The organism is Streptomyces sp. MGP-BFMKR1, from assembly GCF_057766585.1.
Window position 1 is genome coordinate 3,171,962 of record NZ_CM173408.1, and the last position, 14,064, is coordinate 3,186,025.

The following is a 14,064-nucleotide window of genomic DNA, read 5'->3' on the forward strand; positions in this document are numbered from 1 at the left end:
ACGGTCGGGCTTCGGCCGTGGCCGAGGCCGTGGCCGAGGCCGTGGCCGGGGCGGGGACGCCGTTGCGGCGGCCGGTCCGGGAGGGTTCCCGGGCCGGCCGCCGCGGCGACGGACCATCCCCATGGCACCCGCCGTCCGTCGGCCGTCCGGCCGGCGGGAGCCGGGGGGCTCCCGCCGGGCCGGGCGGCCTGCTCTGACCTGGGCGGCGCGCCGCCCCTTCGTGGCGGGGCAGCGGCCTGCTCAGGTGCGTTCGGTGCGCCTAGTCCGTCGCGATGGCGTTCAGGACGTTCATCCGGCCGGCGCGGAAGGCGGGGACCAGGGCCGCGAGGAGGCCGACCACCGCCGCCCCGACGAACACCGCGCCGATCGTGGGCCACGGGATCTCCAGGGTCTTCAGGCCCTCAAGTGCCAGCAGCTTCTGGGCCGTCACGCCCCAGGCCATGCCCAGGCCGAGGCCGAGCAGGGCGCCGAAGAGGGCGATGACGACCGACTCCAGGCGGATCATGCGGCGCATCTGGCGGCGGGAGAGGCCGATGGCGCGCATCAGACCTATCTCGCGGGTGCGCTCGACGACCGACAGGGCCAGGGTGTTCACGACGCCCAGGATGGCGACGATGATCGCGAGGCCGAGGAGTCCGTAGACCAGGTTGAGCATCTGCCCGATCTGGTCCTCCAGGAGCTTCTTGTAGTCGGCCTGGTCGCGCACCGTCACGTCCGGGTAGGTCGTCAGCTCGGCCTTGAGCGACTTGTACGCCTCGCGGTCCTGACCCTCCTTGGCGGCGGCGAACATCATCAGGTTCTGCGGCATCTGGTCGGGCTTGATGTAGTCCTTGGCCGTGTCGACGCCGAGGTAGATCGCGCCCTTGTTGAACGCCGTGTCCTCCGAGGTGATGACGCGGACCGTCAGCTTGGCCGTGCCGCCCTCCTTGAAGTCCACGCTGAGCACGTCGCCCAGGGCGACCTTGTGGTCCTTGGCGAAGCCCTCCGGGACGCCGATGGCGTTCTTGCCGAACGCGTCCACCAGCGTGCCCTCGATCACCGGGGAGCGCAGGTCCTTGGCGTAGCTCGGGCTGGCCGCGTCCAGGTCGTCCTTGACCTTCTTGCCGTCCGGCGTGGTGATGGTGGCGTTCTCGAGGATCTTGTAGTCGCTGACGTGCTCCAGGTGCTTGGCCCGCTTGACCGCCTGCTCCACCTGCGGCTTGATGACGCCGTTGTCGGGCTCGATGATGAAGTCCGCGCCGACGGACTTGTCCAGTTCGTCGCTGGCCGACGCGACCATCGACGAGCCGACCACCGACAGGCAGGCGACCAGCGCGAGGCCGATCATCAGGGCGGCTCCCGTGGCACCGGTGCGGCGCGGGTTGCGCAGTGCGTTGCGCTCGGCCATCCGGCCGACCGAGCCGAACATCCGCAGCAGTACGGCGCTCAGCACCCGGACCACCACGCCGGCCAGCAGCGGGCCGATCACGATGAAGCCGATCAGGGTCAGCAGCACGCCGAGGCCGAGGAACATCGAGCCGTCGGTCGCCTTGTCGGCGTTCGCGGCCATGGCCAGGCCCGCGGCGCCGGCGCCGGTCAGCAGCAGGCCGAGCACGGCCCGTACGCGGCCCGCACGGCTGTCGGCCGGCGTTCCGGCGTCCCGCAGCGCGGCCATCGGGGAGATCTTGCCTGCTCGGCGGGCCGGTATGTACGCGGCGACGACGGTGGTGAGGACGCCGATGACCAGGCCGACGACGGGCGTGGCCGTCTTGACCGTCAGCTCCGAGGTGTCCAGGTTCATGCCCATGGTGCCCATGAGCTTCATCAGGCCGATCGCGAGGCCGATGCCGCCGGCCACGCCGAGTATGGAGCCGACGACGCCGAGCAGCAGCGCCTCGAAGAGCACCGAGCGGTTGATCTGGCGCCGGCTGGAGCCGATGGCCCGCATCAGGCCGATCTCGCGGGTGCGCTGGGCGACCAGCATCGAGAAGGTGTTGACGATCAGGAAGATGCCGACCAGGACGGCGATTCCGGCGAAGCCGAGCATCGCGTACTTCATGACGTCCAGGAAGGAGCCCAGTTCGTCCTTGTTCTCCTCCTTGGTCTCGGCCTTGGTCTTGACCTTGAGGTCGTCGTCCGGGCCGAGCGAGGCGAGGACGCTCTGCTTGAGCTCGTCGTTGCTCACGCCGGGCGCGGCGGTCAGCGCGATGGAGGTGTACTTGCCGGTGGCGCCGAGCAGCCGGCGCTGGGCGGTCTCGTCGTCCAGGTAGAAGATGGACGAGCCGGGGTTGGTCACCTGGAAGGTGGCGATGCCGGTGATGGTGAAGCTGGCGTCGCCGGGCACGGCGATGATGCGCACCTTGTCGCCGAGTTCCAGGTTCTTCTTGTCGGCGGTGTCGGCGTCCACCATGATCTCGGTCGGGCCGCGCGGCTCGTGGCCCGAAGTGATCTCGACGGACGAGAGTTCGGCGCTGTCCCAGTTGGTGGCGACCGACGGGGCGCCCTCGGCCAGGCCGATCTTCTTGTTCTTGGAGTCCACGGCCGTGACGGAGGTGGACACCGTGTCGCCGACGGCGGACTTGACGCCCTTGACCTTCTCCAGCTCCGCGATCTTCGACGCGGGGATGGTCGGCACCTTGCGGGAGCGCTGCACGTCGTCGCCGCTCGCGGCGTCCTTGGGGCTGACGCTGACGTCGGGCGCCGTGGCGGAGAAGATCTTGTCGAAGGTGGAGTTCATGGTGTCGGTGAAGACGAGCGTGCCGCACACGAACGCCACCGACAGCAGGACGGCGACGGCGGAGAGCGCCATGCGTCCCTTGTGCGCGAAGAAGTTGCGCAGCGAGGTCTTGAACACGGTCACGAGACACGCCCCCGCGCGTCGAAGTTCTTCATGCGCTCAAGGACCAACTCGGCGGTCGGCTGGTACATCTCGTCGACGATCCGGCCGTCGGCGAGGTAGAGCACCCGGTTCGCGTACGAGGCGGCCACCGGGTCGTGGGTGACCATCACGATGGTCTGGCCCAGCTCGTCAACGGACCTGCGCAGGAAGCCGAGGACCTCGGCGCCGGCCCGCGAGTCGAGGTTGCCGGTCGGCTCGTCACCGAAGATGATCTCCGGCCGGGCGGCCAGGGCGCGGGCCACGGCGACGCGCTGCTGCTGGCCGCCGGAGAGCTGGTTCGGCCGGTGCTTGAGTCGCCCGGCCAGGCCCACCGTCTCCACCACGCGGTCCAGCCAGGCCCGGTCGGGCTTGCGGCCCGCGATGTCCATCGGCAGCGTGATGTTCTCGATGGCGTTCAGCGTGGGCAGCAGGTTGAACGCCTGGAAGATGAACCCGATCCGGTCCCGGCGCAGTTGGGTGAGCTTCTTGTCCTTGAGCCCGGTGATCTCGGTCTCGTTGACGTAGATGTGGCCCGCGGTCACGGTGTCCAGGCCGGCGAGGCAGTGCATCAGCGTCGACTTGCCGGAGCCGGACGGGCCCATGATCGCGGTGAACTGGCCCCGGGCGATGTCCACGTCCACGTGGTCCAGGGCCACCACCCGCGTCTCCCCGGAGCCGTACGCCTTGACCACCTGACGTGCTCGCGCGGCAACGGCCGTATGCCCTCCGCTGCCCCCGGTCCTGGGAATCGATACAGCCGTCGTCACGGTACTTCTCCTCGGTAGGTGTGTTCGGCGCGGTCCTTGCCGCGTGAACAAGATTGCTCGAATGGGAGCGGGCTCGCGATGGTGCTCAGCGCCGTATCCGACCTGGGGCTAGCCCCACCCTCGTAGTCGTGCGGCCCGCACCAAGACTAGGAAGAACAGCCTCCTGACCTCGTCATCCGTCGGTACGAACCCGGGGTCAGGGGAAGGGTGTTCGCTCCCCTAGGGGGTGGGCCTCAGGTCGCACCCGGGTCTCAGGGTGCGAGGCGCCGCGAACCACCGGGCGCGGGCCCGCGGGGCGCGCCGCTCAGGCCAGGGAGCAGTGCTGGAGCGGTCGGTGGGGCGGTAGGGGTCGCCGTACGGGAGACCCGGAGGGCGAGGCGGGACGGCCGGGGCGGTGACCGGTACCGCGAGACCGCGACCCGTGGAAAGGTGGCGAGTACAACGAGCGAGGGAGACGCACGGTGGGCGGCACCGCACGGCACACGGACCAGGACCCCGCGCCACAGGCCGCGGGACCACCGCGAGTCGAGCGTCGCGGGCCCGTCGTCGCCGCGCTGATGCTCGCGATGGCGCTCGCCGCGCTGGACTCCACGATCATCGCCACGGCCGTGCCGCAGATCGTCGGCGACCTCGGCGGCTTCTCCGTCTTCTCCTGGCTCTTCTCGGGCTACCTGCTCGCGGTGACGGTGTCGCTGCCGGTGTACGGGAAGTTGTCGGACACCTTCGGCCGCAAGCCGGTGTTGCTGGTGGGCATCGCGCTGTTCCTGGTCGGCTCGCTGCTGTGCGCCACCGCGTGGAACATGGCCAGCCTGATCGCGTTCCGCGTCGTGCAGGGCCTGGGCGGCGGGGCCCTCCAGGGCACGGTGCAGACGATCGCCGCCGACCTGTACCCGCACCGGGAGCGCGCGAAGATCCAGGCCAGGCTCTCCACCGTGTGGGCCACGTCGTCGGTGGCCGGCCCGGCGCTCGGCGGGCTCATCGCCACGTACGCGGACTGGCGTTGGATCTTCCTGGTCAACCTGCCGGTCGGCGCCGTCGCCCTCCTTCTCGTCGTGCGCCACCTGCACGAGCCGGCGCGCGCCCCGCGGGCGAGCGCGGAGCGCACGGGCGACGGGCGTACGGGAGGGCGGGGTACGGACGGACGGCGAACGGGCGGACGCCGTACGGGAGGTGGGCGCGAGCGGCCCCGGGTGGACTGGGCCGGTGCGCTCGGCATCTTCTGCTCCGGCAGCCTGTTGCTGACCGCGCTCGTGCAGGGCGGCGTGGCCTGGCCGTGGCTCTCGACGCCCTCGCTGTGCCTGCTCGCGGCGAGCGCGGCCTGCGCGGCCGGCACCGTGGTCATCGAACGGCGGGCGGCGGAGCCGATCATTCCGGGCTGGGTGTGGCGCCGCCGTACGATCGCCGCCGTCAACCTCTCGCTCGGCGGCCTCGGCCTGTTGATGATCGCCCCGACCGTGTTCCTGCCCACGTACGCGCAGTCGGTCCTCGGTCTCTCCCCCACCGCCGCCGGGTTCGTGCTGTCCGCGATGACGCTGAGCTGGCCCATATCCGCGGCCCTGAGCAGCCGCGTCTACCTGCGCATCGGCTTCCGGCAGAGCGCCATCGTCGGCATGAGCCTGGCCGCGCTGATCCTGTTCGCGTTCCCACTGCTGCCCTACCCGGGCTCGGCCTGGCAGCCCGCGCTGATCATGCTGCTGCTCGGCGGGGCGCTCGGCCTCTTCCAACTCCCGCTGATCGTCGGGGTGCAGTCGTCCGTCGGCTGGGCGGAGCGCGGCACGGCGACCGGCTCCATACTCTTCTGCCGCCAGGTGGGGCAGAGCGTGGGGGCGGCCCTGTTCGGCGCCGTCGCCAACGCCACCATGGCCGCCCGGCTCGCGGACGCCCCCGACTCGCTCGGCGGCGACCTCCCGGACGACCTGGACTCGGTGTCCCGCGCCCTGGAACACCCCGGCGAACTGTCCGCCGAGGCCGCCGACTACCTGCGCCGCGCCGTGGACGACTCCGTCGACTACGTCTACCTCGGCGCCGCCCTGGCCGCCGTCCTCGCCGTCCTGGCGCTGCTCCTGCTCGCCCCGCGCGTCTTCCCCACCCACGTGGACGACCCGACCGCCCCCGCGACCGACTCGCCGACCACATCCGAAGCATCGGCCACCGCCGACACACCGGCCGCATCCGACGCGCCGACCACCTCCGAGGCGCCTGCCGCCCCCGGCGCGCCGGATCACCCCGAGCCGCCGGTGGACGGGCCGGCCGGTGGGGCGCCGACTGGTCCCACTGGTGGCGGCCCGCGCGGCGACGCGCGGTAGCGGGTCGGCCCTACGGCGCCCCGCGAAGAGCGGGGGTGGCCGTGCGCGAGACAGCCGCCCGCGAGGCGCGGTTACGACGTGGGGCGGTCCGCGGGGGGCATGACCGGGAGTTCGACCTCGATCGTGTCATCGTCGTCGCCGAGCTTGCGCTTCCCCGGGCCGGCCAAGGGCCGTGGCACGGCGGGGCCCACGCCATCGGCGCCCCGGTCGGCCCGGCCGGCGTCCCCGGCACCCGCATCGGCACCGGCACCGGCATTCACACCGGCATCGGCGGGGACGTCGCCCTCCCCGGCGTCGCCGCCGGCGGCACCCGCCGCATCGACCGGGCCGCCCGCGCGGGCGGCACCCCCGGAGCCCTGGCCACCGCCCGCACCGGTCACCACGCCCGTGCCAGCACCGGCACCGGTGCCGGCGCCGGCACCCGCGACGTCCCCGTAGCCACCAGCCACGCCCGCCGCGTCAGCCGTACCAGACGCACTGGGCGCACTGGGCGCACTGGGCGCACTAGACGCACCGGACGCGCCGGGCGCGGCAGCCCCCTCGGCCGCACCGGCCGCGTCCGCCGCGCCCCGGGACGCGTGGGAGACCGTAGCGGTGTCCGGGGTGGCGGGGGGCCGTTCGGCCCGGCGTTCGACCGGCACGCGCCGGCCGGTCAGGACGCCGAGGCTCTCGCGCACGTGCTCCATCTGCAACGTGAGTTCCTCGCGCTCCTCCGCGTGCGCGCGCAGGATCTGCTCCGTTTCGCGCTCCATGCGCTCCGCGCGGGCCCGCGCTCGCGCGATCAGCTCCTCGCCCTGCGCCTCCGCGTCCTCCTGCCCGTGCCGGGCGGCCTCCTCGACCGCGGCGTACGCGCGCTGCGTCTCGGCCACGGTGCGCTCGCCGAGGGCCTCCAACTCGGCGATGCGGGACTCCAGGGCGGCTTCGCGCTCGGCGATCTCGACGCCGAGCGCCTCCCAGCGATCGGCGTGCTGCTGCTCTTGCTCGGCCAGGAACTCCTCCGTCCGCTCCCGAGCCTGGTGGAGCTCGACGACCGCGTCGCGCCGCTCCCGCAGCGCGTCCCGTTCGGCCGCCTCACGCAGTTCGGCGGCGGCGGCGCGGGCCGCCTCGATCCGCTGCTCGGCCCACCTCTCGGCCCCGGTACGCAGGGCATTCGCCGCGGCGTCCGCCGCGTCGCGCGTCGCGTCGGCGTACTCCGCCGCCGCCACCCTGGCCTCCTTCGCGGCGCTCCGCGCGCCCGCCCGCAGCCGCTCGGCCTCCTGCTCGGCGGTGGCCAGGATGAGCTGCGCGCCCTCGCCGAGTTCCTCGTACGTCAGCGGGGGGAGCTGGGCGATCACCTCGCGCAGCCGTTCCGCCTCCGCGGCCATCTCGTTGGCCAGCACGGTCAGCCGCGCGGCGCGCTCCCACGCCGCGTCCCGATCCGCGGACAACTGCGACAGATACTGCTCCACCTGCGCAGGACGGTAGCCGCGCTCGCCCCGCCCGGTGGTGGTGAAGCCGTGGGGTGAATCCGTCCCGCTCATCCTTGAAGCCCCTCTATCCGGTGTCTCCGCCAAACATCTTTGTAGATGCGAGCGAAATGCCCATACCGCGACACTCCACCCAGTTTCTCAGGCAAGGATGCGGCAATTGACGCCGGAAGTCGCAATCTCAGGGATTTCAAGCCAGTACAGCATCGATACAGCGAACCGTGACGGTATTGACCTTGCGACCGAAGTGGGCCCTACGCCCCGTGTGCGCGGGCCGTATCGCGCGGGGCAGGCGCGGCAGGCGGCCGGGCCGGTCGCCTGGCGTACGGGCGTACGGGGCGTGTCGCGCGGGGCTCGCGGGGCGCCGGGCGTACGGGGCGGGCGGGGCGCGGGAGTGGCGGCGTGGCGGATGTGACGGACGCGATGGGTGCGATGGGCCCCGGGAACGCGAGGGAGACAAGAGACACGAGAGACACGAGAGACACGAGCGACACAGCGAGCGGGGTGTCCGCCCCGACGGGCCGCGTCGGGGCGGACACCCGGGCCGCCGGGCGGGGCCCTACCGCTGCCTGGCGCCCGCGCCGAGGCCGGCCACGCCCGGCTCGGCCCGCGCCCCGTCCCCGGCGCCGGCGCCGGCACCGGCACCGGCACCGGCGGCTGAGCCCGAGCCGGAGACCGGGCCAGCGTCGCAGTCCGGGCCAGCGTCGCAGTCCGGGCCGGAGTCGCAGTCCGGGCCGGAGTCCGCGTCCGCGTCGGCGAGTGCCAGCGTGCGCAGCGCCTTGCGGTCGGGCTTGCCCGCCTGCGTCAGCGGGATCTCCGCGACGATCCGTACGGCCTCCGGCGCGTACATGGCGCCGCGGTGGTCGGTCACGAAGGCCCTGAGTTCCTGGGGGCGCACGCTGTGGCCGGGCGCCGGGACCACCGCGGCGTGTACGGCCTCGGTCTGGTCGGGGCGGCGCACGCCGAACACCACGCAGGCGGCCACGGAGGGGTGACTGAGCAGCAGCTCCTCCACGTCGGTCGGGTAGACGTGGCCGCCCACCACGACGATCTTGTCGCTCAGCCGGTCCACGATGAACAGGTAGCCGTCCTCGTCCAGGTAGCCCATGTCACCGGTGTGCACCCAGCCGTCGCGCAGCACCTCGGCGGTGGCCTCCGGCTGCTTCCAGTACCCGTTCATCATCGACGGCGTACGCACGCAGATCTCGCCGCTCTCGCCGGCCGGGAGGGGCCGCCCGCGCTCGTCGTGGATCTCGATCCGCACGCCGGGCGCGGGGCGACCCACCGTGATCTGCCCGGCAGCGCCCACCACCGCGTGCTCCGCCGGGCCCACCGTGGCGATCATGCCCGCCTCGGCCTGCCCGTACCAGCCGTTCAGCACCGGTCCGAAGGCTTCGGCCGCCTCGCGCAGCCGAGACGGGGAGGCGGCGCAGCCGCCGTAGGCGATGCGGCGCACGCTCGACAGGTCGGCCGTCGCCCGGGCCGGGTGGTCGAGCAGCGCGTACAGCAGCGGCGGCAGCAGCCACAGGTCGGTGACGCGCTCGCGCTCGATGGCGGCGAACACCGCCGCCGGGTCGAAGGACCGTTGGATGATCACGCGACCGCCCGAGAGCAGTGCCAGGTCGGCGACCATGCCGGCCAGATGCGCCAGGGACGTGCAGGCCAGGAAGGTGGGCGCGTGGCCCGACGCGGCCGTGCCGGAGCTGAGCGCCTGTCGGTGAAAGCCGTGCGCCATGCGGATGCCCTTGGGCAGGCCGGTGGTCCCGCCGGTGTGCCGGATGCACCAGTCGTCCTCGGCGCGGGCCGCGCTCGGCACCCGCCGCCCGCGGTGCCCCTCGGCGAGCGCGAGCAGGTCGGCGCCCACCTCGCTGGGGCCGAAGGAGAGGACGAGCGGCGGCCGGTGGTGGGTGAGCAACTCCGCGGCCCGCGCGTCGTGCCGCGGGTCCACGAGCAGGGCGGCCGGCTCCACGCTCGCCGCGAGTCGGGCCAGCATCTCGGCGGCCAGCGCCTCGTAGAGGATGACCACGCGGGCGCCGACCAGGTTCACGGCGTACCGGGCGGTCAGCGTCTCGGGGCGGTTGCCGGACAGCAGGGCGACGGTGTCGCCGCGGCCGATGCCACGGTCGGTCAGCTCGGCGGCCATCCCGTGCACGGCGTCGCATAACGCGCCCGCGCTGATCGAAGCGCCGTCCTCGGTGCGCAGCACGGTGCGCTCGGGCCGCTCCCGCAGGCTGTCGAGGATCAGCTCTACGTAACTGGTGAAGTGCGTTTCCGTCATGACAGCGACGTTAGGTGCCGCCTCGTATGCCTTCCACTACCAAATGCGGCATGCGGACATGCCCCTCCGGTTATGAGCCACGGGCGCACCCGCACCGGGCCGGGCGGCGGGCGCCGACGTGCGGCGCGGCGGCGCCCCGGGGTGGGGGCGCGGCGGTGCGGTCGGGCGACCGGCGTATGGGGCGCGTACGCCGGTGCGGCCGGTGTACGGGGCGCTACAGCAGGCCGTCCCACATTTGTTCGAGCAGCACGGCCCACCAGTTCTCCGGCGAGGCGAGCGCCGCCGGGTCGAGGGCGGAGAGGTGGTTCTGGAAGTCCACCGTCCAGCGCCCCGCCTGCTCCGGCGTGAGCGTCGCCCGCAGCCGCCACATCCAGCCAAGGAGGCCGAGGCAGCGCACGAACTCCGGCAGCCCGGTGTTGACGAACTGCGGCGGCACCGGGGCGCCGCCGGGTCCGGCCTCGACCGGGACCGCGACGATGTGCGCCGTGCCGTACTGCACGCACAGTTGGCGGCCGAAGTCGTTGCCCATCACCAGGTACGAGCCGGCGTCGGACGCGGGCTGCACCTGCCGCTCGGCGGCCAGCTCGGCCAGCGTGGGCACCGGCCGGCCCGGCTGCGCCTGGGCCCAGAAGAACGGCCCGAAGTCCACCGGCAGCCCGGCCCACACCAGCGTCTGGGCGACGATGTCGGGCACGCCCTGCCGGGAGACGGCGCGCTGGTCGAAGCGGAAGATGCCCTGCGGCCCGAACGCGTTGAGCAACTCCTGCGCGAGACCCTCCGGCGGGACGGCCGGCGCCCGCTGCACCTGGCTCGGATGCGGCAACGGCACCCGCACCGGCGCCGGCCTGGCCGGCCCGTCCGCGACCTGGTGCAACTCGCCCTGGTGCTCGATCAGATGGCGCACGCCCTGCTGCCGGGTGGCGTGGTCGCGGCCGTACGGGGCGGTGTGGCTGATCCGCACCTGGGGCCAGGACTCCCGGATCATGCGGGCGCAGTAACCGCCGGGCAGGTCGCAGGACTCCAGCTCGGTGTGGAGTTCGAGCACCTGCTGCGGCGGCACGTTCATGGCCCGCAGCTCGTGCAGGATCTGCCACTCCGGGTGCGGGGTGCCGGGCGCGGAGCGGCGGATGATCTGCTGCTCGGAGCCGTCCTGCGCCCGGTAGCGGAGCACCGCCATGTAGCCCGGGCCGACCGTGGGCAGCCCGGTGGGCGCCGGCGGGTAGCCGTACGGGCCGGCCATGGCGGGCGCGCCGTGCATGCCCGGGCCGGGCATCCCCGGGCCGGGCGGCGGGGCCATTCCCGGATGGCCGTGCATGCCGGGCTGGCCGGGCACGGGCGGGGGCGGCGTGTGCGGGGCGCCGGGGGGCCCGGGCGGCTGCGGGCCGCCCACGCCGGGCTGACCCGGAGCACCGGGCGCGGCCGGGCCGTTCGGCCCGGCCAACATCGTCGCCGCCGCGTGCACCCCACCCGGGGCACCCGGAGGCGGCGTACCAGGGGCGCCCGGAGGCGGCGTACCGGCGCCCGGCGTACCGGGAGCGCCGGGCGGTGCGGGCACGCCCGCGCCGGCCGAGGCGCCGGGAGGCGGGGTGCCGTGGCCGGCGCCGGGGGCGCCGGGGGGCCCGGGCGGCTGCGGGCCACCGACGCCGGGCTGACCCGGAGCACCGGGCGCGGCCGGGCCGTTCGGCCCGGCCAACATCGTCGCCGCCGCGTGCACCCCACCCGGGGCACCCGGAGGCGGCGTACCAGGGGCGCCCGGAGGCGGCGTACCGGCGCCCGGCGTACCGGGAGCGCCGGGGGGCGCGGGCACGCCCGCGCCGGCCGAGGCGCCGGGAGGCGCCAGCGGGTTGCTGGAGTCGAGTTGGGAGACGAGTTGCGTCGGGACGTAGCCGCCGGCGGGGGCGCCGGGCGCCCCCGGTCCGGTCGGCACGCCGGGTGCGGCGGCTCCCGTGCCGTCGCCGGCGGGCGCTCCGGGCGCCGGCACCGGGGTACCGGGACCGCCGCTGGACGCGGGGCCGGCGGCGGACGCGGCGGGGCCGGGCGCGCCCGGGGCCGCCGGCACGCCGCCGGCGCGCGGCGGGCCAGGCGGCGGGCCGGGCGGCATCGCCGGTACCTGGGGGGCGCCCGGGCCGGCGGCGGAGTCGGGGCCCTGGAGCGGGAAGCTGCCGTCGATGGCGGGCGCGATGGCGGTGGGCGGCAGCGCGCTGCCCGCCGACATCAGCTCGGTCTTGGCCTCCGGTGCCACGCCCGGCACCGGGGTGTCCTCGTCGTCGAAGCCGGCGAGCGGCGGCGCGAAGACGGTGGCGGGCGGCGCGACGGAACGGTCGCCGTCGTCACCCCCGTGGTTGGTGTCCTCCCAGGACGGCCCGTCGACCGCACCGCCCGTGGACGAGCCGGGGGCGGACGGGAACGCGGGCGCGGCGGGGAAGGCCGAGCCGGGCGCGGCGGGGAAGGCGGGCGCGTCGGGCACGGCCGGGCCGGAGGCGGCGGCCCGGTCGGCGGGGGCGGGACCGTCACCGGCCGCGTCCCGGTCGCCGCCGTTCTGCCCATCGCGCTGATCGTGACCGTGGTCCGCGTCGGAGTCGGGGTACGGCGTGCGGGTGGAGGGCGGCGAGCTGAGCGCGCCGGGTGCCGCGTCGCCGGCCGACGGGGTCGCGGTCCCGGAGTCGCCCGGCTCGTCGGCGCCGGTGGCCTTGGAGCCGTTGGACGAGCCGCTGGTCTCGGACCCGGCCGCGGACCCGGGGGCCCCGGATCCGCCGGCGGACGCGCCCGCACCGGACGTGCCGGGCGCGCCGGAGGCTTCAGAGGTGCCGGAGGCCGCCGGGCGCCGGGTCGGGACGCCGCCGCCCAGCGTGTTCGCCGCCTCCTGGAGCCATTCCGGCGGCGTCAGCAGGAACGAGGTGGCCTCCAGGTCGAGCCGGCCGGCCGGCGCGGCGGGCGCCGCGGGGGCCTGGGCCGCGGCCCCGTACTCCTCCTCGTACCGTCGGATCACCTCGCCCACCGGGAGTCCCGGCCACAGCGTGGTCTCGCCGCTGTCGCGGGCGATGACCAGCCGCGCGCTCTGGGTGCCCGGCGCCCGCGAGGGCCCGTCGGGGCGGTCCTCGGCCCAGGCGACGAAGCCGAGGTCGAATTCCCGCACCCGCACCTCGCGCTGCTGGTAGCGCGGGACGTCTCCGTTGACCCACTGCTCCGCGCGCTCCTGCGCCTGCGCGAAGGTCACCATCGCGCTCATCCCTCCACCGGGACGACGTACGCGAAGCCGCCGTCCACCATCAAGTTGGCCACGGTCTCCAGCTCCGGCGGGTTGCCCGCCAGGCGCAGCAGGAAGGCGTCGAAGTCGTCGCCGCAGGGCAGCATCAGCTCCGCGACCCGGTCCCGCACGCTCCAGCCGTCCCGGTCCCGCGCGTCGTCGTACGCGCAGAACCACACCGACCCGATCGCCTCGCCGCGCACCTTGACCGCGATGACGCCGCCCTGCACGAACCCGACACCGAGGTAGTCCTTGGTGAAGTGGTCCCGCAGGCACTTGTTGGCGTAGACGAGGTCGTTGACCGCCGCCTCGTCGCGGACCGTGAAGAACGGCTGGTCCACCAGGAGGCCCAGCTCCGGGTCGAGCGCCGCGCCCACCGGGGCGCAGCCGCCGGCCGCCTTGAGGAAGGCGCGGTAGGCGTCGGGCAGCCGGTAGCCGAGGTCCTCCTCGACCACGAGCACCTGGTCCTCGGTGACGGACAGGCCGCGCTTGGGCAGTCCGAAGTGCGCGGGGCGGGTCTCCTGGAGCGGTCGGGTGCCCCGCTTGTCCTGGTCGACGCCGGCCGTGGCGAGCCCGCCGTGATGCCGCAGCAGCGCCTTCACCTCGACCGGGATCAACTGCACCCGCCGCGTGCCGGCGACGTGGTGCCAGGTCCAGCCGTGCGGCGTGGCCACCGGCGACCCGCCCTCCCACAGCTCGTGCCCGGCGGCGTGCAGCGCGGCGTTGGCCGAGACGAAGTCGGTCAGCCGCAACTCGTCGACGCCGAACCCCTCCGGGGGCTCGGCGATCTCCACGGCGGCCTTGGCGTACGGCGTGAAGTCCGGATAGCCGTCCCCGTCCACCCGGACACCCTGGGGGTGTCGGGCCGCGCGAACCGGGTCCGGGAAGTGCACGACCTGCCCGGCGTAGGCCGTGTTCGGTGGCGCGGTGTGCCCGAGCCGACCTGTCGTCATGGCGGTGCCCCCTGCTGCTGCTGGCTACTACCGACAGCCTATGCGGTGCCGCAACAGCGACCGCCGCCGCGAGGGCCCGCCGCCGCGCCCACGAAATGGCCGTGGAACGGCCATGGGACAGCCATGCGGCGGGCGCGGAAAACAGCGACACATCACGCCATCTCCCCTTCAAACGCTCCGATTCTCGCCA

General features: G+C 74.4%; 7 protein-coding genes. 1 reads left to right on the forward strand and 6 read right to left on the reverse strand.

The window, feature by feature from the left end; all coding sequences use genetic code 11:
* Window positions 1-259 precede the first annotated feature (259 nt).
* Window positions 260-2,839 carry an ABC transporter permease gene (locus AC3CHW_RS11860; RefSeq protein WP_488470420.1) on the reverse strand — a complete coding sequence of 860 codons (2,580 nt, stop codon included), beginning with the start codon at window positions 2,837-2,839 and terminating at the stop codon, window positions 260-262.
* Window positions 2,836-3,624, reverse strand: coding sequence for an ABC transporter ATP-binding protein (locus tag AC3CHW_RS11865; RefSeq protein ID WP_176163716.1), 789 nt, complete (start codon window positions 3,622-3,624; stop codon window positions 2,836-2,838). Before AC3CHW_RS11865 ends, AC3CHW_RS11860 begins: the two co-directional genes overlap by 4 nt.
* Window positions 3,625-4,085: 461 nt before the next feature.
* Between AC3CHW_RS11865 and AC3CHW_RS11870 the strand changes: the two genes are divergently transcribed.
* Window positions 4,086-5,930, forward strand: coding sequence for an MFS transporter (locus AC3CHW_RS11870; RefSeq protein ID WP_488470421.1), 1,845 nt, complete (start codon window positions 4,086-4,088; stop codon window positions 5,928-5,930).
* 71 nt (window positions 5,931-6,001) lie between these two features.
* On the opposite strand, the gene AC3CHW_RS11875 is transcribed toward AC3CHW_RS11870, so the two are convergent.
* The 4 genes from AC3CHW_RS11875 to AC3CHW_RS11890 all read right to left on the reverse strand — a co-directional run bounded on the left by AC3CHW_RS11875 (window position 6,002) and on the right by AC3CHW_RS11890 (window position 13,874).
* Window positions 6,002-7,450, reverse strand: a complete 1,449-nt coding sequence (locus tag AC3CHW_RS11875) for a hypothetical protein (protein ID WP_488470422.1) — start codon at window positions 7,448-7,450, stop codon at window positions 6,002-6,004.
* Window positions 7,451-7,955: 505 nt separating this feature from the next.
* The gene (locus AC3CHW_RS11880) at window positions 7,956-9,674 is read right to left on the reverse strand and encodes an AMP-binding protein (protein ID WP_488470423.1); all 1,719 of its coding nucleotides are present in this window, start codon (window positions 9,672-9,674) and stop codon (window positions 7,956-7,958) included.
* A gap of 214 nt (window positions 9,675-9,888) precedes the next feature.
* Entirely contained in the window at window positions 9,889-12,894 is a 3,006-nt protein-coding gene (locus AC3CHW_RS11885; RefSeq protein WP_488471022.1) for an SUKH-4 family immunity protein, read from the reverse strand.
* 5 nt (window positions 12,895-12,899) lie between these two features.
* Window positions 12,900-13,874 carry an SMI1/KNR4 family protein gene (locus tag AC3CHW_RS11890; RefSeq protein ID WP_176163713.1) on the reverse strand — a complete coding sequence of 325 codons (975 nt, stop codon included), beginning with the start codon at window positions 13,872-13,874 and terminating at the stop codon, window positions 12,900-12,902.
* Window positions 13,875-14,064: the final 190 nt, after the last annotated feature.